Source organism: Pantoea piersonii, from assembly GCF_003612015.1.
Classification (GTDB): Bacteria; Pseudomonadota; Gammaproteobacteria; order Enterobacterales; family Enterobacteriaceae; genus Pantoea; species Pantoea piersonii.
In genome coordinates, this window is the sequence record NZ_RARB01000004.1 from 177,437 (window position 1) to 201,671 (window position 24,235).

The following is a 24,235-nucleotide window of genomic DNA, read 5'->3' on the forward strand; positions in this document are numbered from 1 at the left end:
CCCGCACCAGCCGGGCTAGCCAGGCGATTTAAAGAAGATGTTGCCACATTGCTTTCAGTCCGTTGAGCAGGCCGCCGCGCCAGCAGAGCGCGTCGTGGCCGCCGTCGACCGGGTGGAAAATGACCTGATGTCCCGCTGCGGAGAGGTCTTGTTTAAGCTGTTGGTTTGCTTTGAAGATCAGATGCTCGCGACGTCCGGCTTCCAGATAGAAGCGCGACGGCGAAAGACGGTATTCGCCCTGCTGCAGCTGCTGGATCAGCCTGCCGTTGGCCTGGCCGCGCTCCGGCCACCAGAACGAGCCGGAAAGGCTGATGGCGCCGCCGAAATGGTGTGGCCAGTTAAGCGCCGCCCAGACGGAGGAGAGCCCGCCAAAACTCTGCCCGCTCACCAGCGTCTCGGCGGCGCTGGCGCGATGCGGTGCCCAACCCTGCAGCTGCGGCAGCAGCTCTTCCTGCAGGGCCAGCCAGAAATCGGCGTTGCAGGTCAGTTCGCGGCTGCGATGTTCGCGATCGATGATATCGACCATGACATAGACCGCCGGCGGCAGTTCGCCCGCGTCGGTAAGCTGTTGTAATGGCCAGGCGATCGGCATGCTGTTGGCCCAGAACTGACCGTCCAGCAGCAGCGCCAGCGGACGCGCGCTCGGCTGTGCGTCGCCGGTAGCGTAAACCCACACCGAACGACGATTGCCGAGGCGCGCGCTCTGCCAGATATGGTGCTGCAGCGGCAGCACAGGCGCGCAGCCGCTGTCGACCGCCTGCCAGACACGCTGATCGGGTGCCTCAGGGAGATGCAGCGGCGACACGCGCATGCCGCGTCCGCCCGCCCAGCCGCGCAGCGGGTTTAGCGGATCGTTCTGCGCGGTGGGAAATTTTTTGCTCCACCAGGCGCGCAGAGTCTGCATATCTGGTTCGCCCGCAAATGAGGCGGGATCGCTGTCGGGCATCAGGCAGTAGCTGCCGCGCCAGCTGGCAGGCAGCTGCGTGCGCCAGAACCAGACGTCGGTGCCTGCAATGCGGCTGAGCGAGCGGGGCGCGGCGCGCTGATGATGGTCAGTGACGCCGGTTATATTGATCCAGACACGGCGGATGGGAGAGGTGGCTTCGTTCCCCTGCGGATCGCGCCAGAAAAAGGTCACGCCGCATTCGCCGTTACCGACCAGTTCAATTAAAGGAAGCCCCTGCTGCTTTAAGGTATGCCACCAGGATTCACTGCCGGTTTCGTTGGTTAACCATGTCATAAATAGAGTATTTACTGGGCCTGATGCGCGCAAAGTTTCACAGATGTTATGAAGAATACTATTGATAATTATTTGCATTTGCAATAGGGTGTTTCCCGCTCCGATATCAGGAGCGCGCGCGTTCCGCCAGCCTCATCAGCCTGTGTTGTCAGACGGATGTTCCGCGATGGAAAGCCTGGGTGCGGCTGGAATGCTTGCTTGCAAGGAAAGACTCTTTCACCGGCGCGCCCGCAGGAGACGAACAGGTTTCCGCTGGCAATCCAGGAACATAAAAATGCGTAAATTATTCCGTTTGTCCTTAGCCATTTTGATTGAACTCGGCCTGACTGCCACCAGCGTACAGGCTGCAGACAGCAGCAGCACTTCTGCCTCCAGCAGCGGCGACACGCTGGTGGTCAGCGCGGCGCAGCAGAACCTGCAGGCACCGGGCGTTTCGACTATCACCGCCGACGAGATTAAAAAGCGCCCGCCTGCGCGCGACGTGTCGGAAATTATTCGCACCATGCCGGGCGTCAACCTGACCGGCAACTCCACCAGCGGCCAGCGCGGCAACAACCGCCAGATCGATATTCGCGGCATGGGGCCGGAAAATACCCTGATTCTGGTAGACGGCATGCCGATCTCCAGCCGCAACTCGGTGCGGCTGGGCTGGCGCGGCGAACGTGACACGCGCGGCGATACCAACTGGGTGCCGCCGGAGATGATCGAACGCATCGACGTTATTCGCGGGCCGGCGGCGGTGCGCTACGGCAACGGCGCGGCGGGTGGCGTAGTGAATATCATCACCAAAAAAAATGAGGACCAGCAGTGGCATGGTTCCTGGAACGCTTACTACAACGTGCCTGAGCATAAAGAAGAGGGCGCAACGCGGCGCACTAACTTCAGTCTGGAAGGGCCGCTGGGCGATGACGTCAGCTTCCGTCTCTACGGCAATCTGGCGAAAACCCAGGCGGACGCTTACAACATCAACGAAGGACATGCAGCGGAACGTACCGGAACCTATGCCGGAAGCTACCCGGCAGGCCGCGAAGGGGTGATCAATAAAGACATTAACGCCATGCTGCGCTGGGCGTTTGCGCCGATGCAGGCGCTGGAGTTTCAGGCGGGCTACAGCCGCCAGGGCAATCTCTACTCCGGCGACACCCAGAACACCAATACCAGCGATCTGGTGAAGAGCCTCTATGGCAAAGAGACCAACCGGCTCTACCGCCAGAACTTTGCGGTGAAATGGTCCGGCGCCTGGGATAACGGCATCAGCACCAACAGCTACGCGCGCTATGAAAACACGCGCAACTCACGCATTAACGAAGGGCTGGCCGGCGGCACCGAAGGCATCTTCTCTAATAGCGGCTTCAATACGATTGAGCTGAACGATGTGCTGCTGCATAGCGAAATCAGCGTGCCGTTCGAGCTGCTGGTGAATCAGACCGCCACCCTCGGCGTCGAGTGGAACCAGCAGCGTATGAAAGATCCCTCATCTACCACTCAGGCCGCCTCTGACGGCGCGGTGCCGGGCATCTCCAGCAGCGGGCGCAGCCCCTATTCGCAGGCGGAGATCTTCTCGATGTTCGCCGAAGACAATCTGGAGCTGACCGACAGCACCATGCTGACGCCCAGCCTGCGCTTCGATCACCACTCTATCGTCGGCGATAACTGGAGCCCGTCGCTTAACCTGTCCCAGGGCCTGGGAGATGACTTTACGCTGAAGATGGGCATCGGCCGCGCCTATAAAGCGCCGAGTCTCTACCAGACCAACCCGAACTATCTGCTCTACAGCAAAGGCCAGGGCTGCGCCGCCAGCACCGGCTCCTGCTATTTACAGGGCAACAGCGACTTGAAAGCGGAAAACAGCATCAACAAAGAGATTGGGCTGGAGTGGAAGCATGAAGGTTATCAGGCGGGGCTGACCTGGTTCCGCAACGACTACCGCAACAAGATTGAGGCGGGCTATGCGCCGTCCGGCAAAGCCTCTAACGGCACCACTGACATCTATAAGTGGGAGAACGTGCCGAAAGCGGTGGTAGAGGGGCTGGAGGGAACGGTGAACGTTCCTGTGACTGACAGTATCGCGTGGAATAACAACTTCACGTACATGCTGCAGAGCAAGAATAAAGAGACCGGCGATCGCCTGTCGATTATTCCTGAATACACGCTGAATTCTACGCTGAGCTGGCAGGCGACGCAGGATCTGTCGCTGCAAACCACCTTCACCTGGTACGGCAAACAGGTGCCGAAAAAGTATGACTACAAAGGTAATGCCGTGACCGGCAGTGCGACGAAGCAGGTAAGTCCTTACTCCATCATCGGGCTAAGCGGCACCTATGACGTAAATAAATACGCCAGCGTAACGGTCGGCGTCGACAACCTGTTTGACAAGCGTCACTACCGCCAGGGCAACGCGCAGACCACCGGCAATGCCACGACGGGCGCTTATCTCTATGGCGCAGGCGCGAATACCTACAATGAATCAGGCCGTACTTATTATGTCAGCCTGAATACCCATTTCTAATCAGTTAAGACGCAGCGGCAGTACGCAGCGGGCAATCAGCCCGCTGCGATCGCTGCGATTGATTAACTTCAGCTCGCCGTAGTGCATCTGCAAGATGCGTAGGACAATATTCAGCCCCAGACCGCTGCCGCCGTAGCGCTGATCGCGACGGCGAAACGCTTTAGTCAACTCTTCCGCCGCCTCGGGATCGATGCCCGGCCCCTCATCAATAACGCTGAGAATAATGTGGCTGTCGCTCTCTTCCAGGGTTATTGCAATCTGGCTGCCCGCCGGGCTGTAGCGCGACGCGTTTTCCAGCAGGTTGCGCAGCAGCAGACGCAGCAGTACCGGCTCGCCCTGGCTTTGCGCTACCGCTTTTTCCGGCCAGGTAAGCTGCTGCTGGCGCTGTTCCACCAGCTCCCGCATCTCCGGCTGCAGCGGATGCAGTATTTCGGTCAGCCAGTGAACAGGCTGCGCGAGTCCGCTGGCCAGCGCCTGGCTGGCGCGCGCCAGCATCAGCAGCTGTTCAACGGTATGCATCAGTTGATCGATGCGCGCCACCAGCATCTCGCTGTGCGGCACGCCCTGCTGCTGCAACAGCTCAAGGTGCAGGCGCAGCCCGGCGAGCGGCGTGCGCAGCTCATGGGCTGCGTCTGCCGTAAACAGACGTTCCTGCTGTAGCGTATGGTCAAGGCGCGCCAGCAGCTGATTAATCGCGCCGGTAACCGAGACGATCTCTTCCATATCGGACTGAATGTCGAGCGGCGTGAGATTATCGGCGGAGCGCTGCGCCAGGCTGGTCTGCAGCGCGCGTAGCGGACGCACGATCCAGCTAATCGCCCAGAATGAGAGCACCAGCGTCAGGCCCACCATCACCACAGAGGGCAGCAGCAGCGAGGCGATCGCTTCGCGGATCTCATTTTCGACGCGATCGTTGCGCGCCTTGGCGGAGAGGGTTTCGTTAACAAGAAAGCCGATCTGTTCACGGCTCTCATGCCACAGCCAGAACGCGCTCATGATCTGGCAGGTCAGCAGAATCAGCGCCAGCATAATCAGTAAGCGCTGACGCATACTGTTCATTCGCGGTTCTCCAGACGATAGCCGACGCCGCGTACGGTTTTAATCCGGTCCTTGCCCAGCTTGCGGCGCAGATTATGAATATGCACTTCCAGGGTATTAGAGCCGGTATCATCCTGCCAGCTGTAGAGATCCTGCTGCAGCGTTTCGCGGTGCACATTTTGTCCGATGCGCATCAGCAGACGCGTCAGCAGCGCGAACTCCTTGGGCGTGACGTCAAGCGGCTGGTTCTCCAGCAATACCTGCTGCGAAGAGAGGTTGAGCGTCAGATCGCCCTGGCGCAGCATGTTATCGCTGTGGCCCTGATAGCGACGGATCAGCGCGCGCACGCGCGCCTGCAGCTCCGCCAGCGCCAGCGGCTTAATCAGATAGTCGTCGGCACCGGCGTCGAGTCCTTCCACGCGATCCTGGAGCGCATCGCGCGCGGTCAGGATCAGTACCGGTAGATCGACGCCGGATCGCCGCCACTGACGCAGCAGATCGCCGCCGTCGCGATCCGGCAGGCCGAGATCCAGCACGATCAAGCTGTACTGCGCGCTGTGCAGCAACGCATCCGCCTCGGCGGCGCTGGCGGCGCAGTCAACGGCGTAACCCTGGCTGCTCAGGGCCTGAGTCAGGCCCGCCTGCAGCAGTACATCGTCCTCAACGATCAATATTTTCATGCGCTAATTGTTCTGATAGATATCCCGATAGAGTCGGCTCTCAAAGCGTACCAGCGGAACGCGCCGCGTGCGTTGATCCTGCGGCGGTACGGCATAGCCTGACAGGTATTGCACAAAGGCGACGCGCGCGCCGCTGGCGGTGGTAATAAAGCCCGCCAGATTATAGACGCCCTGCAGCGAGCCGGTTTTAGCTGAAACTTTGCCATCGACGCCCGCCTCGTGCAGACCGCCGCGATATTGCAGCGTGCCGTCATGGCCCGCCAGCGGCAGCATGGAGATGTAATCCAGCGTCGCGTCGTTCTTCGCAATGTACTGCAGCACCTGCATCATGGTATCCGGCGCGATAAGATCGTGGCGCGACAGCCCCGATCCATCAACCTGGATACTGTTGCCTAAATCAATGTTGGCTTTCTCGCGCAGGATGCGGCGAACAGCGTCCGAACCCGCGCGGAAGGTGCCAGGCACGTTGAAATAGTGATGGCCGATGGTGCGGAATACCGTATCGGCAATCATGTTGTCCGATTTTTTCAGCATAGTATGCAACAGCGAATGCAGCGGCGCCGACTGGGTCGAGGCCAGCACGGTGCCCGGCGAAGTGACCTGCGTCTGGCGCACCAGATGGCCGCTGTAATCGATATCGGCCTGACGCAGCTCCTGTTTCAGGATCTCGCCGGCCCAGGCGGCGTCGTCCTGTACGGCGAACGCCAGCGGCAGCGGCTCCGCGCGGTGGCGCATACAGCCGGTCAGCGTATAGCGGTTAAGTTCGCCCGGCACTACGTCGAGTTCGCAATATTGCCCTTCGCCACTGTTGCGGCCAATCGTACGCACCTGACTGAACATATGAGCGGGATAGTAAGAGGCGATGCGCACAAAGGCGGTTTCACCCGGGGCACTGGCGCTATAGAGCGAGACGGAGAAACAGTTTTTATCCACAATCGCCGCGCCCGGCGGCGCGCTGAAGCACTGCGTCAGATCGTTCCACGGCCAGCCCGGCGCCATGTCATGACTGGCGAACACCGAGGTGTCGATCACCAGGTTGCCTTTGATATGGGTCACGCCCTGCTTCTTTAGCGCGGCGACCATATTGCGCAGATCCTGACGGCCCAGCGTAGGATCGCCGGCAAAGCGCGCGACCAGATCGCCGTTTAGCGTGCCGTCGCTGATGGCGCCTTTGGTTTCCAGCGTGGTCTGAAAGCGGTAGTCGCCGCCCAGCTCCAGCAGCGCCGCCAGCGCGGTAATCACCTTCATGGTACTGGCGGGCAACGCCATCTGTTTGCCGTGATAATCGATTATCGGGGCGCTGGCGCCCACTTTCTGCACCATCAGCGCCAGATTGGTGCCATCAGGCAAATACTGCATGTATTCATCTACGGGCGCTGCTTGTGCCTGCAGCATAAACGCACAGGTTAGTCCGGTAACAAGTCGTGAAAATCGCATAATCTCGCGGTAACTGGCAGGTGAAGCCGTCAATACTACGTCCCGCAGTGGTGCAAAGTAAACGATGACCAGCAGGGAACTCTGGGTTAAAATACGTATCAAAATGCAAAACCACTTTCTGGCCTGGAACCTTTTCCGGGTCAGGATTCTTTTATTTGCAAAACGAGGGTCAGGCCCTGCAGAACCGGTTTTTCTGTGGACACTGGTCAGGATGACGCCGTTAAAACAGGAAAGAGAGCGAGGAGCTTAAATGAATCAGATTCCGATGACGTTAAGGGGCGCCGAAAAGCTGCGCGAAGAGCTGAACGAACTGAAAACCGTCAAACGCCCGCGTATCATCGCCTCAATCGCTGAAGCGCGCGAGCACGGCGATCTGAAAGAGAACGCCGAGTACCATGCCGCTCGCGAAGAGCAAGGGTTTTGCGAAGGCCGTATTCAGGAGATCGAAGCCAAGCTCTCTAACGCGCAGGTTATCGACGTAACCGCCATTCCGAACAATGGCCGCGTGATCTTCGGCGCGACCGTGACCGTGCTCAATACCGATACCGACGAAGAGTCGACCTATCGCATCGTGGGCGATGACGAAGCGGATTTTAAGCAAAATTTGATTTCGGTTAACTCGCCGATGGCGCGCGGTCTGGTAGGAAAAGAGGTGGACGATGTGACCATCATCAAAACCCCGGGCGGCGATGTTGAGTATGAAATCCTTAAAGTGGAATACCTTTAAGGGACAGCTACGCTTTGAAAAGCGTGGAAGCATTATGTAAAGAATGGAAAAGGCCGCGATGCGGCCTTTTAACCCATGCGGGAGCATGGCACTTTCTCTGGCCGCTTTTACGGCGTGCGCATTAGCGCGGCAGAGAGATCTTGCTCTCTTTAGAAGGGCGATACAGCACCAGCGTTTTACCGATTACCTGCACGTTGCTGGCTTTGGTTTCACGCACGATAGCCTCAACGATCAGCTGTTTGGTTTCACGATCTTCCGAGGCGATTTTCACCTTAATCAGTTCGTGATGTTCCAGCGCGGATTCGATTTCGGCCAGCACGCCTTCGGTCAGGCCGTTGCCGCCCAGCATCACCACCGGTTTCAGTGGATGGGCGAGGCCTTTAAGGTGCTGTTTTTGTTTGGTACTTAGATTCATCGTATTTTTTGCTTACTCAGGGATTGAAAACGGTTCATTCTACCGCCATCTCGGGGTTATCACCAAATCAACGCAACCCATTGCGTGCAGGTTTATCGCTGCGATGACGATTTAGTTGAGAAAATTATGACGGGTAAAAAGCGTTCGGCCAGCTCCAGCCGCTGGTTACAGGAACACTTTAGCGATAAATATGTGCTACAGGCACAGAAAAAAGGGTTGCGTTCGCGCGCCTGGTTTAAACTTGATGAAATACAACAGGGTGACAAGCTTTTCAAACCCGGTATGACCGTGGTAGATCTGGGGGCGGCCCCCGGCGGCTGGTCACAGTATGTGGTGCAGCAAATTGGCTCTTCGGGACGCATTATCGCCTGCGATATTCTGCCGATGGATCCTATCGTCGGCGTCGATTTCCTTCAGGGCGATTTTCGTGAAGAATCGGTGATTAAGGCGCTGCTTGATCGCGTAGGCGATCAAAAAGTGCAGGTGGTCATGTCGGATATGGCGCCCAACATGAGCGGGACGCCGGCCGTAGATATTCCCCGGTCGATGTATTTGGTTGAACTGGCGCTCGAAATGTGTCGGGATATCCTGGCGCCGGGCGGCAGTTTTGTAGTGAAAGTGTTTCAGGGAGATGGCTTCGATGAATACCTGCGGGAAATTCGCTCCCTGTTTACGAAAGTGAAAATTCGTAAGCCGGACGCTTCGCGATCACGTTCGCGCGAAGTGTACATTGTGGCGACAGGGCGCAAACTATAGCCCAATTGATGAAGTTGCAGCCCACCAGCCGCGATTCCATGTATGAAGGATATATAGTACCCTACGCTGTCTGTTAACACCGTTGTAATATGAGGTTAATCCCTTGAGTGACATGGCGAAAAACCTGATTCTCTGGTTAGTCATCGCGGTCGTGCTGATGTCAGTATTCCAGAGCTTTGGGCCCAGCGAGTCGAATGGCCGTAGGGTTGATTATTCAACCTTCCTGTCGGAAGTGAACCAGGATCAGGTCCGCGAGGCACGTATTAACGGGCGTGAGATTAACGTAATCAAGAAAGACAGTAATAAATACACGACCTACATTCCTGTCAATGATCCCAAGTTACTCGATAACCTGTTGACCAAAAACGTCAAAGTAGTTGGCGAACCGCCGGAAGAGCCGAGCCTGCTGGCTTCGATCTTTATCTCCTGGTTCCCGATGCTGCTGCTGATTGGCGTGTGGATCTTCTTTATGCGCCAGATGCAGGGCGGCGGCGGCAAAGGCGCGATGTCCTTTGGCAAGAGCAAAGCCCGTATGCTGACGGAAGATCAGATCAAAACCACTTTCGCTGACGTGGCAGGCTGCGACGAAGCGAAAGAGGAAGTCGGTGAGCTGGTCGAGTATCTGCGCGAACCGAGCCGCTTCCAGAAGCTGGGCGGTAAAATTCCCAAAGGCGTGCTGATGGTGGGCCCGCCGGGTACCGGTAAAACCCTGCTGGCGAAGGCTATCGCAGGCGAAGCGAAAGTGCCGTTCTTCACCATTTCCGGTTCTGACTTCGTGGAAATGTTCGTGGGCGTCGGTGCATCTCGCGTGCGTGACATGTTCGAACAGGCGAAGAAAGCCGCTCCCTGCATCATCTTTATCGATGAGATCGACGCCGTCGGTCGTCAGCGCGGCGCAGGTCTCGGTGGCGGTCACGATGAACGTGAGCAGACCCTGAACCAGATGCTGGTTGAGATGGATGGTTTTGAAGGCAATGAAGGCATTATCGTCATCGCTGCGACTAACCGTCCAGACGTTCTCGACCCGGCGCTGCTGCGTCCCGGTCGCTTTGACCGTCAGGTCGTCGTCGGTCTGCCGGACGTGCGTGGCCGCGAGCAGATTCTGAAAGTGCATATGCGCCGCGTACCGCTGGCGACCGATATCGACGCAGGCATCATCGCGCGCGGTACGCCGGGCTTCTCCGGTGCGGATCTGGCTAACCTGGTGAACGAAGCGGCGCTGTTTGCTGCACGCGGCAACAAGCGCGTGGTATCGATGGTTGAATTCGAGAAAGCGAAAGACAAAATCATGATGGGTGCGGAACGCCGCTCCATGGTGATGACGGAAGCGCAGAAGGAATCCACCGCGTATCACGAAGCGGGCCACGCGATTATCGGTCGTCTGGTGCCGGAACACGATCCGGTGCACAAGGTGACGATTATTCCGCGCGGACGTGCGCTTGGCGTAACCTTCTTCCTGCCTGAAGGCGATGCGATTAGCGCCAGCCGTCAGAAGCTGGAGAGCCAGATTTCGACCCTGTACGGCGGCCGTCTGGCTGAAGAGATTATCTACGGTGCGGAACACGTTTCCACCGGTGCCTCTAACGACATCAAAGTGGCCACTAACCTGGCGCGCAACATGGTGACGCAGTGGGGCTTCTCAGAAAAACTGGGTCCGTTGCTGTATGCGGAAGAAGAGGGCGAAGTATTCCTGGGCCGCTCTGTGGCGAAAGCGAAACACATGTCCGACGAAACCGCGCGTATTATCGATCAGGAAGTTAAGCATCTGATCGACAGCAACTACCAGCGCGCTCGCCGTATCCTGAGCGAAAACATGGACATCCTTCACGCGATGAAAGACGCGCTGATGAAGTATGAAACCATTGACGCTCCGCAGATCGACGACCTGATGGCGCGCCGCGAAGTGCGTCCGCCAGCGGGTTGGGAAGATCCAGGCAGCAACTCCGACAGCAACGGTACGCCGAAAGCACCGCGTCCGGTTGATGAACCGCGCACGCCGAATCCTGGCAACACCATGTCAGAGCAGTTCGATAAATAACAGGGTTCTGTTCACCCTTGCAAAAACCCCGGCTGGTCCGGGGTTTTTTACATCCGTTATCAGGTAATCAGAGGAGATTTCCCCTATGAAGTTGTACGCCCGTGATGCCCATCTCGATTTATCGTTTCCCCATGTGATGGGTATTTTGAATGTCACGCCGGACTCCTTCTCCGATGGTGGAAAACATAACTCTCTGGTAGAGGCGCTGACGCACACCAATGAGATGGTTAACGCAGGCGCGACGATTATCGACGTTGGCGGCGAATCGACCCGACCCGGCGCAGATGAAGTCAGTGTCGAAGAGGAGCTGGCGCGCGTGATCCCGGTCGTGGAGGCGATTGCGCAGCGCTTTGAAGTGTGGATTTCGGTCGATACCTCAAAAGCTGAAGTCATCCGTGAAGCGGCGCGAGCAGGCGCTCACATCATCAATGATATTCGTTCGCTGTCTGAGCCTGGCGCGCTGGAGGCAGCCGCGGCGGCTAACCTGCCGGTTTGCCTGATGCATATGCAGGGCGAGCCGCGTACCATGCAGCAGGCGCCTGAGTATCACGATGTCGTCAGCGAAGTGGACGCTTACTTCGAGGCTCAAATTGCGCGTTGCCAGGCCGCGGGCATTAAAAAAGAGCATCTGCTGCTCGACCCTGGCTTCGGTTTCGGTAAGAATCTCAGCCACAACTATGCGCTACTGGCCCACCTCAGCCATTTTCACCGTTTTGAACTGCCGCTGCTGGTGGGTATGTCGCGTAAATCCATGATTGGTCAGCTGCTGAACGTCGGGCCGTCGCAGCGCCTGACAGGCAGCCTGACCTGCGCCGTGATCGCCGCCATGCAGGGCGCGCAGATCATTCGCGTACATGATGTTAAAGAGACAGTCGAGGCGATGCGCGTTGTCGAAGCGACACGGAGAGCAAAAGGATAATTAAGGCATGAGTGATCGTAAATATTTCGGTACAGATGGCATTCGCGGCAAAGTTGGCGAAGCGCCGATTACCCCTGATTTTGTCCTGAAGCTGGGCTGGGCGGCAGGCAAAGTGCTGGCGCGCCATGGCTCAAGAAAGGTGCTGATCGGCAAAGACACGCGCATTTCCGGCTATATGCTGGAGTCGGCGCTGGAAGCGGGTCTGGCGGCGGCAGGCCTCTCCGCCGCGTTTACCGGCCCGATGCCGACGCCTGCTATCGCCTATCTGACGCGTACCTTCCGCGCCGAAGCGGGCATTGTTATTTCCGCCTCGCACAACCCGTTTGACGACAACGGCATTAAATTCTTCTCTGCTGAAGGCACTAAGCTGCCGGATGAAGTCGAAGAGGCGATTGAGCTGGAGATGGAGAAGCCGCTGACCTGCGTGGAGTCCGCCGAACTGGGCCGCGCCAGCCGTATCGTGGACGCTGCCGGTCGTTACATTGAGTTCTGCAAGGGCACTTTTCCCAGCGAGCTGAGCCTCAACGGCCTGAAAATCGTGGTCGACTGCGCCAACGGCGCGACGTATCACATTGCGCCGAACGTGCTGCGCGAGCTGGGCGCGACCGTTATCGCTATCGCCACGCAGCCCGACGGCATGAATATCAACAAAGAGTGCGGCGCGACCGATCTGCGTATGCTGCAACAACGCGTGCTGGCGGAGAAAGCCGATCTCGGCCTTGCTTACGACGGCGACGGCGACCGCATCATGATGGTCGACCACCTGGGCGAAAAAGTCGATGGCGACCAGATCCTTTATATTATCGCGCGCGAGGGGCTGCGTCAGGGCCAGCTGCGCGGGGGCGTGGTTGGCACGCTGATGAGCAATATGGGCCTGGAGCTGGCGCTGAAGCAGCTCGGCATTCCTTTTGCGCGTGCGAAAGTGGGTGACCGCTACGTGCTGGAGAAGATGCAGGAGAAAAACTGGCGTCTCGGCGCGGAGAACTCCGGGCACGTTATTCTGCTGGATAAAACCACCACCGGCGACGGCATTGTGGCAAGTTTGCAAGTACTCACTGCAATCGTGCGCAACCATATGAGCCTGCACGACCTGTGCAGCGGCATGAAAATGCTGCCGCAGGTGCTGGTCAACGTGCGCTTCAGCGGCTCCAGCGACCCGCTGGAGAATGAAACGGTGAAAAGCGTAACGGCGGAGGTCGAGAAGACGCTCGGCGGACGCGGACGCGTGCTGCTGCGTAAATCGGGCACCGAGCCGCTGATTCGCGTTATGGTCGAAGGGGAAAATGAAGCGCAGGTCACCGAGCTGGCGCATCGGATCGCCGAGCAGGTAAAAGCGGTTTAAGCGGCTGACGGCGTCGGTTTTTACGCCGATCCGCCGTTAAAATCATCATGATGGCGCTTTTTTCCGCAGTCAGTCGCGTTAAAGAAAATTGCACTTGCAGAGGTATGCGCCTTTGGTTAGTATTCACACCCGCTTCTGATGGGTGATGACGACACGGCCCATCTATACTGGCTGAAGCTTAACTGTGCGGTTATCGCGCAAGGAAACAGGTTGATTATGTACGAAGCTCTTTTAGTTATTTTCCTTATTGTGGCCATCGCCCTTGTGGGTCTGATTATGCTGCAGCAAGGTAAAGGCGCTGATATGGGAGCCTCATTCGGTGCAGGCGCATCCGCAACGCTGTTCGGTTCTACGGGTTCAGGTAACTTTATGACTCGCACTACCGGCATTCTGGCGGCGCTGTTCTTCATCATCAGCCTTGTTCTGGGTAACCTGAACACCAATAAGACTTCAAAAGGAAGCGAGTGGGAAAATCTGTCAGCGCCGGCTCAGTCAACGCAATCGACTCAGCCTGCACAACCGGCAACGCCGGGTAATGATATCCCGAAATAAGTTCGTCATGCTTGCGACGCGACAGATTCAAGTCGCGGTCTGAAAAGTGCCGAGGTGGTGGAATTGGTAGACACGCTACCTTGAGGTGGTAGTGCCCGATTGGGCTTACGGGTTCAAGTCCCGTCCTCGGTACCAAATCTGAGTTTTACTTGCAAAAATCGCAAGATCGGCGTAACATTCGTCACGTTTTCGGACGCGGGGTGGAGCAGCCTGGTAGCTCGTCGGGCTCATAACCCGAAGGTCGTCGGTTCAAATCCGGCCCCCGCAACCACTTTCCCTTAGAGTTCTTTTTCAAATATACTGTGTGCATCGACGGGCGCATCGCAGCGAGTTTTGAAAAAAATTCTTCTGGACGGTGCCGAGCCGCTTAGCGGCGTACAGGGTCCAGTCACAAAAAGCCCCGAATTTTCGGGGTTTTTTGTTATCAGGAAATCGCAACACTGGGCTATTAAGCCCTTTTTTTATGTCTTGGGGGTGGGCTTGTCCACATTAGAGCAAAAATTGACAGAGTTGGTATCGGCTCCAGTAGAAGCGCTCGGCTATGAACTGGTCGGTATTGAATTCGTTCGTGGTCGCACATCAACCCTGCGCATCTATATTGATAGTGAAGATGGCATCAATGTCGATGATTGCGCGGATGTCAGCCACCAGGTAAGCGCAGTGCTGGATGTGGAAGATCCCATCACCGTGGCTTACAACCTTGAAGTCTCCTCACCGGGACTGGATCGCCCCATGTTTACCGCGGAACACTATGTACGGTTTACAGGCGAAGAAGTCAGTCTGGTCCTGCGCATGGCGGTACAGAACCGTCGCAAATGGCAGGGCATCATCAAGTCGGTCGAAGGCGAGATGGTGACGGTGACCGTTGAGGGTAAAGATGAGGTGTTCGCGCTGAGTAATATTCAGAAAGCGAACCTGGTCCCCCACTTTTAAAAGTCCGGATTGAGGCTAACCAGGATGAACAAAGAGATCTTAGCTGTTGTAGAAGCCGTTTCTAACGAAAAAGCCCTGCCGCGTGAGAAAATCTTCGAAGCGCTGGAGAGCGCGCTGGCAACTGCGACCAAGAAGAAGTATGAGCAAGAGATTGACGTTCGCGTCAGCATCGATCGCAAAAGCGGCGACTTTGACACCTTCCGCCGTTGGGAAATCGTAGAAGAAGTCACGCAGCCGACGCGCGAGATCACGCTGGAAGCAGCCCGCTTCGAGGATGAAGCGTTCAATCTGGGCGATTACGTTGAAGATCAGATCGAATCGGTCACCTTTGACCGCATCACCACCCAGACCGCGAAGCAGGTTATCGTGCAGAAAGTGCGCGAAGCTGAGCGTGCGATGGTGGTCGATCAGTTCCGCCAGCACGAAGGCGAAATCATCACCGGCGTGGTGAAAAAAGTGAATCGCGACAATATCACTCTCGATCTCGGCAGCAACGCCGAAGCGGTGATTTTGCGCGAAGACATGCTGCCGCGTGAGAACTTCCGTCCGGGCGACCGTATTCGCGGCGTACTTTACGCCGTACGTCCGGAAGCGCGCGGTGCGCAGCTGTTCGTGACCCGTTCTAAACCCGAAATGCTGATCGAACTATTCCGCATCGAGGTGCCAGAGATCGGCGAAGAAGTCATCGAAATTAAAGCGGCGGCTCGCGATCCGGGCTCACGCGCTAAAATTGCGGTGAAAACGAATGACAAACGTATCGATCCGGTCGGCGCCTGCGTCGGTATGCGCGGCGCGCGCGTACAGGCCGTATCGAGCGAGCTGGGCGGTGAACGTATCGATATCGTGCTGTGGGACGATAACCCGGCGCAGTTTGTTATTAACGCCATGGCGCCGGCCGACGTGGCGTCAATCGTGGTTGATGAAGATAACCACACCATGGATATCGCTGTTGAAGCCGGCAATCTGGCTCAGGCGATCGGCCGTAACGGCCAAAACGTGCGTCTGGCTTCCCAGCTGAGCGGCTGGGAGCTGAACGTGATGACCGTCGATGATCTGCAGGCGAAACACCAGGCCGAAGCGCATGCTGCTATTGATATGTTTACTAAACATCTCGACATCGACGAAGAGTTCGCCACCGTACTGGTGGAAGAGGGCTTCTCTTCGCTGGAAGAGCTGGCATACGTGCCGATCAACGAGCTGCTGGACGTTGATGGTCTGGACGAAGAGACCGTAGAAGCCCTGCGTGAACGAGCCAAAAATGCGTTAACCACCCTGGCGCTGGCGAAAGAAGAGAGCCGTGGTAATCAGGAGCCCGCTGAGGATCTTCTGAATCTCGACGGCCTGGATCGTACGCTGGCGTACCGCCTGGCGGCGAAAGGCGTTTGCACGCTGGAAGATCTCGCCGAGCAAGGTGTCGACGATCTGACGGATATTGAAGGGCTGAATGATGAGCAAGCCGGCGCGCTGATTATGGCCGCGCGAAATATCTGCTGGTTCGGCGATGACGCGTAATAACAGGAAGGAACAGCATGACAGATGTAACCGTAAAATCGCTGGCCGCAGAGATTCAGACCCCGGTCGATCGCCTGGTTCAGCAATTCGCTGACGCAGGGATCCGCAAGTCGGAGAACGACGCGGTCACGCAGCAAGAGAAAGAAACTTTATTGTCTCACCTCAATCGCGAGCATGGTCAGACCGGCTCAAGCAAGTTAACATTGCAGCGTAAGACACGCAGTACCTTGAATATCCCAGGCACCGGGGGTAAAAGTAAATCGGTGCAAATCGAAGTCCGCAAAAAGCGCACCTACGTAAAAGGTGATGCGGAAGCTGAACAGGCAGAAGCAGAAGCCCAGGCTCAGCGTGAAGCGGAAGAAAAGGCGCAACGCGAGGCTGAAGAACAAGCCCGTCGCGAAGCTGAAGAAAAAGCGCAACGTGAAGCCGAAGAGAAAGCCAAGCGCGAAGCCGCTGAAAAGGCGAAGCGTGAAGCAGCGGAAAAAGAAAAAGTGACGAATCATCAAACCGACGATATGACCAAGGCTGCGCAGTCCGACAAAGCCCGTCGCGAAGCGGAAGCGGCTGAACTGAAGCGTAAAGCGGAAGAAGAAGCGCGCCGTAAGCTGGAAGAGGACGCACGCCGCGTTGCTGAAGAAGCGCGCCGCCTGGCTGAAGAGAAATCGGCTGAATGGGAAAAACCTGAGGAAGAGGATAAAGGCGACTATCACGTCACTACCTCGACTCATGCCCGTCAGGCTGAAGACGAAAACGACCGTCAGGTTGAAGCGGGCCGCGCACGTGCGCGCACCACCGCTAAAGCGGCGCGTCCGGCGAAAAAAGGCAACAAGCATTCCGAAGCCAAAACCGATCGCGAAGAAGCGCGCGCGGCGATTCGCGGCGGCAAAGGCGGCAAACACCGCAAGCCAAGCATGCTGCAGCAAGGCTTCAACAAACCTGCTCAGGTTGTTAACCGTGACGTCATCATCGGCGAAACCATCACCGTAGCCGAACTGGCTAACAAAATGGCGGTGAAAGGTTCGCAGGTCATCAAAGCGATGATGAAGATGGGCGCGATGGCGACCATCAACCAGGTTATCGATCAGGAAACAGCTCAGCTGGTAGCGGAAGAGATGGGTCATAAAGTGATCCTGCGCCGCGAGAACGAGCTGGAAGAAGCGGTAATGAGCGATCGCGATACCGATGCTGCGCAAGAATCGCGCGCGCCGGTCGTCACCATCATGGGTCACGTCGACCACGGTAAAACCTCACTGCTGGACTACATTCGTTCGACCAAAGTCGCCTCTGGCGAAGCGGGCGGCATTACCCAGCACATCGGTGCTTACCACGTCGAAACCGACAACGGCATGATCACCTTCCTGGACACCCCGGGCCACGCCGCGTTTACCGCGATGCGTGCACGTGGTGCGCAGGCGACCGATATCGTTATCCTTGTGGTAGCGGCTGACGACGGCGTGATGCCACAGACCATCGAAGCGATCCAGCACGCGAAAGCGGCGGGTGTGCCGGTAGTGGTTGCCGTCAACAAAATCGATAAGCCAGAAGCCGATCCGGATCGCGTGAAGAACGAGCTGACGCAGTACGGCATCATCCCGGAAGAGTGGGGCGGCGAAAACATGTTCGTCAACGTCTCTGCGAAAGCCGGTACCGGTATCGACGACCTGCTGAACGCGATTCTGCTGCAGGCGGAAGTGCTGGAGCTGACCGCTATCCGTGAAGGTATGGCGAGCGGCGTCGTGATCGAATCCTTCCTGGATAAAGGTCGCGGTCCGGTAGCGACCGTTCTGGTGCGCGAAGGTACCCTGAACAAAGGCGACATCGTGCTGTGCGGCTTCGAGTATGGCCGTGTGCGCGCGATGCGTGACGAACTGGGTCGCGAAGTGCTGGAAGCGGGTCCGTCCATTCCGGTGGAAATCCTCGGTCTCTCCGGCGTGCCGGCAGCGGGCGATGAAGCAACCGTCGTACGTGACGAGAAGAAAGCGCGTGAAGTGGCGCTGTATCGTCAGGGCAAGTTCCGCGAAGTCAAACTGGCGCGTCAGCAGAAAGCGAAGCTGGAAAACATGTTCGCCAACATGACCGAAGGCGAAGTTTCCGAGCTGAACATCGTGCTGAAGTCCGACGTCCAGGGTTCTGTGGAAGCGATCTCCGACTCGCTGCTGAAACTCTCCACCGACGAAGTGAAGGTGAAGATTATCGGTTCTGGCGTGGGCGGTATCACCGAAACCGACGCAACCCTGGCTGCGGCATCCAACGCGATCATCCTCGGCTTCAACGTGCGTGCCGATGCCTCTGCGCGTCGCGTCATTGATGCTGAAAACGTCGACCTGCGTTACTACTCCGTCATCTATAATCTGATCGACGAAGTAAAAGCAGCGATGAGCGGTATGCTGGCACCGGAGTTCAAACAGCAGATTATCGGTCTGGCTGAAGTTCGTGACGTGTTCAAGTCACCGAAGTTCGGCGCGATCGCTGGCTGTATGGTCACCGAAGGTAACATCAAGCGTCACAATCCGATCCGCGTACTGCGCGACAACGTGGTTATCTATGAAGGCGAGCTGGAATCTCTGCGTCGCTTCAAAGATGACGTCAACGAAGTGCGTAACGGCATGGAGTGTGGTATCGGCGTGAAGAACTACAACGACGTTCGCGTTGGCGACATGATCGAAGTGTTCGAAGTGATTGAAGTTAAGCGCACCATCGACTAAGCACTGGACGATGTGTTGCAATTTGGGAGGCCGCTGGCCTCCCGAATTATTTTGGAGAGTTGATTATGGCGAAAGAATTTGGCCGCCCACAGCGCGTGTCGCAGGAGCTGCAAAAAGAGATCGCAATCATTCTGCAGCGCGAGATTAAAGATCCGCGTCTCGGCATGATGGTGACGGTATCCGGCGTGGAAGTTTCGCGCGATCTCGCTTATGCCAAAGTATTTGTCACCTTCCTCAACGATAAAGACGAGGATGCGGTGAAAAACGGTCTGAAGGCGCTGAAAGAGGCGTCTGGCTATATCCGTATTCTACTCGGCAAGGCGATGCGTCTGCGCATCGTGCCGGAGCTGACCTTCTTCTACGACAATTCGCTGATTGAAGGTATGCGCATGTCGAACCTGGTCTCTAACGTTATCAGGAACGATGTCGAGCGTCGCGGTGAAAACCCGACGGAAGATGACAAGGAGGACTGATGAGTCGTCCTCGTCGTCGCGGCCGCGACGTCCACGGCGTGTTTCTGCTCGATAAGCAGCAGGGCGCGTCGTCCAACGATGTGCTGCAAAAAGTTAAGCGTCTGTTTAACGCCAACAAAGCGGGCCATACTGGCGCGCTCGATCCGCTGGCGACCGGCATGCTGCCGATTTGCTTCGGCGAAGCCACCAAATTCTCACAGTATCTGCTCGACTCGGATAAGCGTTATCGCGTGATCGCGCGCCTCGGCGAACGTACCGATACCTCCGACGCTGACGGCAATATCGTCGAAACCCGTCCGGTGACCTTTAGCCAGAGCGAACTCGATGCGGCGCTTGAGAGTTTCCGCGGCGAGACGATGCAGGTGCCGACCATGTTTTCGGCGCTGAAGTATCAGGGCCGGAAACTGTATGAGTACGCGCGCGAAGGCGTCACCGTGCCGCGCGAAGCGCGTCCGATTACCGTATTCGAACTGCAGTTTATCCGCTGGGAAGGCGATGAACTGGAGCTGGAGATTCACGTTTCCAAAGGCACCTATATCCGCACCATTATCGACGATCTGGGCGAGAAGCTCGGCTGCGGCGCGCATGTCATTATGCTGCGTCGTTTGCAGGTGGCGCGCTACCCGATCGAAAAGATGATGACGCTGGAGCAGCTGCAGGCCATAGCGGCGACGGTAAACGCGGCGGAAACGCCCGATTACGCGCCGCTCGACGCGCTTTTGCTGCCAATGGATAGCCCGGCGGAAGCGTTCCCTCTGGTGAATTTGCCCTCCGCCGTTGCCGCCTTTTTCAAACAGGGCATGCCGGTTCAGGCGGCGGATGCGCCGCAGCAGGGACTGGTGCGCGTCACCGAAGGGGATGCGCATAAGTTTATCGGGATGGCGGAAATCGCCGATGACGGGCGCGTGGCGCCGCGTCGTCTGGTAGTGGAGTACCCCGCGTAATCATTGCTCAACGCCGCATTTGCGTTGCTATCGGGCGAAGAGTAGAATAGCGCGGCTTTAAAGCGGGTAGCTGAATTAGAGATCGGCACCCATACATTCATTTATTACTGGAGTTTATTATGTCTCTAAGCGTAGAAGCTAAAGCAGAGATCGTTGCCAAATACGGTCGTGGCGCTAACGACAGCGGCTCAACTGAAGTTCAGGTTGCACTGCTGACTGCTCAGATTAACCACCTGCAGGGTCACTTCTCTGAGCACAAAAAAGACCACCACAGCCGTCGCGGTCTGCTGCGCATGGTATCTCAGCGTCGTAAGCTGCTGGACTACCTGAAGCGTAAAGACGTTGCTCGCTACACCAGCCTGATCGAAAGCCTGGGTCTGCGTCGCTAAGTCTGAAGAATCTGATCAAAGATGTAGTGCAGAGACTTTGCAAAAAACGCGTCTTGCGATCAGATTCCTGCGAGTTTCGCGAAAAGGGGGCCTTTACGGCCCCTTTTTTCGAGCAATGCGCAGCAATCCGGACCAAACTCATGTATTGTTGCAGTGAGTGATCTTCGTTTGCAGAGGTTCGCGCGGCTAATGAGAGGCTTTACCGCAGATTCGGTTAAAGGTTGTCATTAGTCGCGAGGATGCAGCTGAAGATCGGTAATCCATGGCTCGCCAGAGAGGCGTTGCCCCGAAGTTAAGGAATTCATTTTGCTGAACCCGATCGTACGTAAATTCCAATATGGTCAGCATACCGTCACGCTGGAAACCGGCATGATGGCGCGCCAGGCCACCGCAGCCGTTATGGCCAGCATGGACGACACCGCCGTATTCGTTACTGTTGTCGGCCAGAAAAAAGCGAAAGCAGGTCAGGACTTCTTCCCGCTGACCGTGAACTACCAGGAGCGTACCTACGCCGCTGGCCGTATCCCGGGCAGTTTCTTCCGTCGTGAAGGCCGTCCAAGCGAAGGCGAAACCCTGATTGCGCGTCTGATTGACCGCCCGGTTCGTCCGCTGTTCCCGGAAGGCTTCGTGAACGAAGTTCAGGTTATCGCAACCGTAGTATCCGTTAACCCGCAGGTTAACCCGGATATCGTCGCGATGATCGGCGCCTCTGCCGCGCTGTCGCTGTCAGGCATTCCGTTCAACGGTCCGATCGGCGCCGCGCGCGTCGGTTATATCAACGACCAGTATGTGCTGAACCCGACCGCTGACGAAATCAAACAGTCTCGTCTGGATCTGGTGGTTGCCGGTACGCAGAACGCGGTACTGATGGTTGAGTCCGAAGCGGACATCCTGACCGAAGATCAGATGCTGGGCGCAGTGGTCTTCGGCCACGAGCAGCAGCAGGTAGTGATCGAAAACATCAATTCTCTGGTTGCAGAAGCGGGCAAACCGCGCTGGGACTGGCAGCCTGAGCCGGCTAACAACGCGCTGATCGCACGCGTTGCCGCGCTGGCTGAAGCGCGCATCAGCGACGCTTACCGCATCACCGACAAGCAAGAGCGTTACGCACAGGTTGGCGTCATCAAAGACGAAACCATCGCTGCGCTGCTGGCCGAAGATGAAACGCTGGACGACGCTGAAATCGGCGACATCGTTCACAGCCTGGAAAAGAACGTGGTGCGTACCCGTATCCTGAACGGCGAACCGCGTATCGACGGCCGTGAAAAAGATATGATCCGTGGTCTGGACGTGCGCACCGGCGTGCTGCCGCGTACTCACGGCTCGGCGCTGTTCACCCGTGGCGAAACGCAGGCGCTGGTTGCCGCGACGCTGGGTACCGCGCGTGACGCGCAGAACCTGGATGAGCTGATGGGCGAACGTACCGACAGCTTCCTGTTCCACTACAACTTCCCCCCTTACTCGGTAGGCGAAACCGGTATGGTCGGCTCGCCGAAGCGTCGTGAAATCGGTCACGGCCGTCTGGCGAAGCGTGGCGTGCTGGCAGTGATGCCGAAGCAGGAAGAGTTCCCGTACACCGTTCGCGTGGTTTCTGAAATCACCGAATCAAACGGTTCTTCTTCAATGGCTTCCGTGTGCGGCGCTTCTCTGGCGCTGATGGATGCCGGCGTGCCGATCAAAGCGGCCGTTGCAGGCATCGCGATGGGCCTGGTGAAAGAAGATGAGAAGTTCGTGGTCCTCTCCGATATCCTCGGCGACGAAGATCACCTCGGCGACATGGACTTCAAAGTAGCCGGTAGCCGTGAAGGCATCACCGCGCTGCAGATGGACATTAAAATCGAAGGCATCACCCGCGAAATCATGCAGGTTGCCTTGAATCAGGCCAAAGGTGCGCGTCTGCACATCCTGGGCGTGATGGAGCAGGCGATCAGCACGCCGCGTCAGGAAATCTCTGAGTTCGCGCCGCGCATTTACACCATCAAGATCAATTCAGACAAGATCAAAGATGTGATTGGTAAAGGCGGTTCCGTTATCCGCGCGCTGACTGAAGAGACAGGCACCACCATCGAAATCGAAGACGACGGCACCGTGAAAATCGCGGCAACCGACGGTCTGAAGGCGAAAGAGGCGATTCGTCGCATCGAAGAGATCACCGCCGAGATCGAAGTGGGCCGTATCTACAGCGGTAAAGTCACCCGTATCGTTGACTTCGGTGCCTTCGTCGCTATCGGCGGCGGCAAGGAAGGTCTGGTACACATTTCTCAGATCGCGGACAAGCGCGTAGAGAAAGTGACTGACTACCTGCAGATGGGCCAGGAAGTACCGGTTAAGGTACTGGAAGTGGACCGTCAGGGCCGCGTTCGTCTGAGCATCAAAGAAGCGACAGAGTCTAAGCCTCAGGGCGAAGAAGCTGCCGTGACCAGCATGCCAGACGCAGAGTAATTCCCTGTTTGCCTCTCCTTATCCCATTGTGGATGGGAGAGGCGTTTGTGTCATCGCGAGGGCGGGAATCCTTGTGCACAGCAGGCGGATGACAGGAGCGTTATCCTAATGTTTGTATTCGGGAGTGGGAAATGAAGCCTTTTTTGCGCTGGTGTTTTGTTGCGACAGCTATCACGCTGGCAGGATGCAGCAACTCCAATTGGCGTAAGAACGAAGTTCTTGCAGTACCTCTACAACCCACACTGCAGCAGGAAGTGATTCTGGCGCGCATGGAACAAATTCTTGCCAGTCGCGCCCTTACCGATGATGAACGCGCACAGCTGTTATATGAGCGCGGAGTGTTGTATGATAGTCTCGGTCTGAGAGCACTGGCGCGGAACGATTTCTCGCAAGCGCTGTCTATAAGACCAGATATGCCAGAAGTGTTTAACTATCTCGGCATATATTTAACGCAGGCAGGCAATTTTGATGCTGCCTATGAAGCGTTTGATTCTGTACTTGAGCTTGATCCAACTTACAATTATGCGCATTTAAACCGTGGTATCGCCCTCTATTACGGCGGTCGATACAAGTTAGCGCAAGATGATCTGCTGGCGTTTTATCAAGACGATCCCAACGATCCTTTCCGCAGCCTGTGGCTCTATCTCGACGAACGTGAGATGGACGCTGACAAGGCGAAAGTTGCGCTGCAGCAGCGTTACGATAAAGCGGCCCGTGATCAATGGGGATGGAACATTGTCGAATTCTACCTTGGCGACATCAGTGAAAGCACGCTGATGGAACGTCTCAAGGCAGACGCAACGGATAACACCTCGCTCGCTGAACATCTCAGTGAAACCAACTTCTATTTAGGTAAGCACTACCTAAGTCTGGGGGAGAAGGACAACGCGAAAGCGCTGTTCAAACTGGCGGTGGCCAACAACGTCAATAACTTTGTTGAACACCGATACGCATTGTTGGAACTGGCGCAACTCGGCCAGACACAAGACGATTTATCAGAATCTGACCAGCAATAGCTGACGAACTTTTATTGCCTGAATTACCCGTTAAGTCATCATCTTCCGGGATGAAGGCTTTTCTGTTCGTCGAAACTTCTAATTTGAGCCGGTTCACACTTTTTGATGAAAATGACTGAAAATTTTCACGACGAGTTATGTAGACTGGCCGCCGCAATCTAAGAGGCA

Annotated in this window: 21 protein-coding genes and 2 tRNA genes; 18 read left to right on the plus strand and 5 right to left on the minus strand. The window is 56.8% G+C overall.

Going from position 1 to position 24,235, the window contains the following annotated elements; genetic code table 11:
- Positions 1 to 28 precede the first annotated feature (28 nt).
- Complete coding sequence (fes, locus tag D7S44_RS12785; protein ID WP_120455399.1) at positions 29 to 1,240, minus strand: enterochelin esterase; 1,212 nt, start codon at positions 1,238 to 1,240, stop codon at positions 29 to 31.
- Between the two features lie 274 nt (positions 1,241 to 1,514).
- Between fes and D7S44_RS12790 the strand changes: the two genes are divergently transcribed.
- On the plus strand, positions 1,515 to 3,749 hold the full coding sequence (locus tag D7S44_RS12790; protein ID WP_120455401.1) for a TonB-dependent siderophore receptor: 2,235 nt from the start codon (positions 1,515 to 1,517) through the stop codon (positions 3,747 to 3,749).
- Here the strand turns inward: D7S44_RS12790 and pmrB are convergent, their stop codons facing one another.
- The 3 genes from pmrB to dacB are packed head-to-tail and all read right to left on the minus strand — an operon-like array spanning position 3,750 to position 6,904.
- The gene (pmrB, locus tag D7S44_RS12795; protein WP_120455403.1) at positions 3,750 to 4,808 is read right to left on the minus strand and encodes a two-component system sensor histidine kinase PmrB; all 1,059 of its coding nucleotides are present in this window, start codon (positions 4,806 to 4,808) and stop codon (positions 3,750 to 3,752) included.
- On the minus strand, positions 4,805 to 5,467 hold the full coding sequence (gene pmrA / locus D7S44_RS12800; protein WP_120455405.1) for a two-component system response regulator PmrA: 663 nt from the start codon (positions 5,465 to 5,467) through the stop codon (positions 4,805 to 4,807). The genes pmrB and pmrA overlap by 4 nt, the downstream gene beginning before the upstream one ends.
- A 3-nt stretch (positions 5,468 to 5,470) precedes the next feature.
- On the minus strand, positions 5,471 to 6,904 hold the full coding sequence (gene dacB / locus D7S44_RS12805) for a serine-type D-Ala-D-Ala carboxypeptidase (RefSeq protein ID WP_120455406.1): 1,434 nt from the start codon (positions 6,902 to 6,904) through the stop codon (positions 5,471 to 5,473).
- Between the two features lie 250 nt (positions 6,905 to 7,154).
- Between dacB and greA the strand changes: the two genes are divergently transcribed.
- Positions 7,155 to 7,631 carry a transcription elongation factor GreA gene (gene greA / locus D7S44_RS12810; RefSeq protein WP_120455408.1) on the plus strand — a complete coding sequence of 159 codons (477 nt, stop codon included), beginning with the start codon at positions 7,155 to 7,157 and terminating at the stop codon, positions 7,629 to 7,631.
- A gap of 121 nt (positions 7,632 to 7,752) precedes the next feature.
- On the opposite strand, the gene yhbY is transcribed toward greA, so the two are convergent.
- Entirely contained in the window at positions 7,753 to 8,046 is a 294-nt protein-coding gene (gene yhbY, locus D7S44_RS12815) for a ribosome assembly RNA-binding protein YhbY (protein ID WP_120455410.1), read from the minus strand.
- Positions 8,047 to 8,172: 126 nt separating this feature from the next.
- Here yhbY and rlmE point away from each other — a divergent pair, with 126 nt between their 5' ends.
- The 16 genes from rlmE to yrbN all read left to right on the plus strand — a co-directional run bounded on the left by rlmE (position 8,173) and on the right by yrbN (position 24,229).
- Positions 8,173 to 8,802, plus strand: coding sequence for a 23S rRNA (uridine(2552)-2'-O)-methyltransferase RlmE (gene rlmE / locus D7S44_RS12820; protein ID WP_120455888.1), 630 nt, complete (start codon positions 8,173 to 8,175; stop codon positions 8,800 to 8,802).
- Between the two features lie 112 nt (positions 8,803 to 8,914).
- A complete protein-coding gene (gene ftsH, locus D7S44_RS12825; RefSeq protein ID WP_033749306.1) occupies positions 8,915 to 10,840 on the plus strand; it encodes an ATP-dependent zinc metalloprotease FtsH in 1,926 nt (641 codons plus the stop codon).
- Positions 10,841 to 10,925: 85 nt separating this feature from the next.
- On the plus strand, positions 10,926 to 11,759 hold the full coding sequence (folP, locus tag D7S44_RS12830; protein ID WP_120455412.1) for a dihydropteroate synthase: 834 nt from the start codon (positions 10,926 to 10,928) through the stop codon (positions 11,757 to 11,759).
- A gap of 7 nt (positions 11,760 to 11,766) precedes the next feature.
- Positions 11,767 to 13,101 carry a phosphoglucosamine mutase gene (gene glmM, locus D7S44_RS12835; protein ID WP_120455414.1) on the plus strand — a complete coding sequence of 445 codons (1,335 nt, stop codon included), beginning with the start codon at positions 11,767 to 11,769 and terminating at the stop codon, positions 13,099 to 13,101.
- A gap of 216 nt (positions 13,102 to 13,317) precedes the next feature.
- On the plus strand, positions 13,318 to 13,653 hold the full coding sequence (gene secG / locus D7S44_RS12840) for a preprotein translocase subunit SecG (RefSeq protein WP_103794032.1): 336 nt from the start codon (positions 13,318 to 13,320) through the stop codon (positions 13,651 to 13,653).
- Positions 13,654 to 13,701: 48 nt separating this feature from the next.
- Positions 13,702 to 13,788: transfer RNA gene (locus tag D7S44_RS12845), tRNA-Leu, on the plus strand.
- A 59-nt stretch (positions 13,789 to 13,847) separates the two neighbouring features.
- Positions 13,848 to 13,924 (plus strand) — tRNA-Met (locus D7S44_RS12850).
- Positions 13,925 to 14,133: 209 nt separating this feature from the next.
- On the plus strand, positions 14,134 to 14,586 hold the full coding sequence (gene rimP, locus D7S44_RS12855) for a ribosome maturation factor RimP (RefSeq protein WP_147402108.1): 453 nt from the start codon (positions 14,134 to 14,136) through the stop codon (positions 14,584 to 14,586).
- Positions 14,587 to 14,610: 24 nt separating this feature from the next.
- Positions 14,611 to 16,098 (plus strand): transcription termination factor NusA, encoded by a 1,488-nt coding sequence (gene nusA / locus D7S44_RS12860; RefSeq protein WP_081136885.1) that lies wholly within the window; start codon positions 14,611 to 14,613, stop codon positions 16,096 to 16,098.
- A gap of 17 nt (positions 16,099 to 16,115) precedes the next feature.
- Positions 16,116 to 18,803, plus strand: coding sequence for a translation initiation factor IF-2 (gene infB, locus D7S44_RS12865; protein ID WP_120455416.1), 2,688 nt, complete (start codon positions 16,116 to 16,118; stop codon positions 18,801 to 18,803).
- A 65-nt stretch (positions 18,804 to 18,868) separates the two neighbouring features.
- Positions 18,869 to 19,276 carry a 30S ribosome-binding factor RbfA gene (gene rbfA, locus D7S44_RS12870; RefSeq protein ID WP_120455418.1) on the plus strand — a complete coding sequence of 136 codons (408 nt, stop codon included), beginning with the start codon at positions 18,869 to 18,871 and terminating at the stop codon, positions 19,274 to 19,276.
- On the plus strand, positions 19,276 to 20,220 hold the full coding sequence (gene truB, locus D7S44_RS12875; protein WP_120455420.1) for a tRNA pseudouridine(55) synthase TruB: 945 nt from the start codon (positions 19,276 to 19,278) through the stop codon (positions 20,218 to 20,220). Before rbfA ends, truB begins: the two co-directional genes overlap by 1 nt.
- Before the next feature lie 119 nt (positions 20,221 to 20,339).
- Positions 20,340 to 20,609 carry a 30S ribosomal protein S15 gene (rpsO, locus tag D7S44_RS12880; protein ID WP_010615981.1) on the plus strand — a complete coding sequence of 90 codons (270 nt, stop codon included), beginning with the start codon at positions 20,340 to 20,342 and terminating at the stop codon, positions 20,607 to 20,609.
- 306 nt (positions 20,610 to 20,915) lie between these two features.
- Positions 20,916 to 23,051: a polyribonucleotide nucleotidyltransferase gene (gene pnp, locus D7S44_RS12885; protein WP_120455422.1), complete on the plus strand. Its 2,136-nt coding sequence runs from the start codon at positions 20,916 to 20,918 to the stop codon at positions 23,049 to 23,051.
- A 131-nt stretch (positions 23,052 to 23,182) separates the two neighbouring features.
- Positions 23,183 to 24,067, plus strand: a complete 885-nt coding sequence (gene nlpI / locus D7S44_RS12890) for a lipoprotein NlpI (RefSeq protein ID WP_033749316.1) — start codon at positions 23,183 to 23,185, stop codon at positions 24,065 to 24,067.
- Positions 24,068 to 24,172: 105 nt separating this feature from the next.
- Entirely contained in the window at positions 24,173 to 24,229 is a 57-nt protein-coding gene (yrbN, locus tag D7S44_RS24105; RefSeq protein WP_100229640.1) for a protein YrbN, read from the plus strand.
- The last annotated feature ends 6 nt before the right edge of the window (positions 24,230 to 24,235 follow it).

Coding starts and splice junctions, on each gene's coding strand:
- dacB (WP_120455406.1), bottom strand. CDS start 6,904: ATGCGATTTTCACGACTTGTTACCGGACTAACCTGTGCGTTTATGCTG.
- rlmE (WP_120455888.1), top strand. CDS start 8,173: ATGACGGGTAAAAAGCGTTCGGCCAGCTCCAGCCGCTGGTTACAGGAA.
- fes (WP_120455399.1), bottom strand. CDS start 1,240: ATGACATGGTTAACCAACGAAACCGGCAGTGAATCCTGGTGGCATACC.
- folP (WP_120455412.1), top strand. CDS start 10,926: ATGAAGTTGTACGCCCGTGATGCCCATCTCGATTTATCGTTTCCCCAT.
- D7S44_RS12790 (WP_120455401.1), top strand. CDS start 1,515: ATGCGTAAATTATTCCGTTTGTCCTTAGCCATTTTGATTGAACTCGGC.
- rpsO (WP_010615981.1), top strand. CDS start 20,340: ATGTCTCTAAGCGTAGAAGCTAAAGCAGAGATCGTTGCCAAATACGGT.
- yhbY (WP_120455410.1), bottom strand. CDS start 8,046: ATGAATCTAAGTACCAAACAAAAACAGCACCTTAAAGGCCTCGCCCAT.
- pmrB (WP_120455403.1), bottom strand. CDS start 4,808: ATGAACAGTATGCGTCAGCGCTTACTGATTATGCTGGCGCTGATTCTG.
- glmM (WP_120455414.1), top strand. CDS start 11,767: ATGAGTGATCGTAAATATTTCGGTACAGATGGCATTCGCGGCAAAGTT.
- truB (WP_120455420.1), top strand. CDS start 19,276: ATGAGTCGTCCTCGTCGTCGCGGCCGCGACGTCCACGGCGTGTTTCTG.
- secG (WP_103794032.1), top strand. CDS start 13,318: ATGTACGAAGCTCTTTTAGTTATTTTCCTTATTGTGGCCATCGCCCTT.
- nusA (WP_081136885.1), top strand. CDS start 14,611: ATGAACAAAGAGATCTTAGCTGTTGTAGAAGCCGTTTCTAACGAAAAA.
- ftsH (WP_033749306.1), top strand. CDS start 8,915: ATGGCGAAAAACCTGATTCTCTGGTTAGTCATCGCGGTCGTGCTGATG.
- greA (WP_120455408.1), top strand. CDS start 7,155: ATGAATCAGATTCCGATGACGTTAAGGGGCGCCGAAAAGCTGCGCGAA.
- nlpI (WP_033749316.1), top strand. CDS start 23,183: ATGAAGCCTTTTTTGCGCTGGTGTTTTGTTGCGACAGCTATCACGCTG.
- pmrA (WP_120455405.1), bottom strand. CDS start 5,467: ATGAAAATATTGATCGTTGAGGACGATGTACTGCTGCAGGCGGGCCTG.
- rbfA (WP_120455418.1), top strand. CDS start 18,869: ATGGCGAAAGAATTTGGCCGCCCACAGCGCGTGTCGCAGGAGCTGCAA.
- infB (WP_120455416.1), top strand. CDS start 16,116: ATGACAGATGTAACCGTAAAATCGCTGGCCGCAGAGATTCAGACCCCG.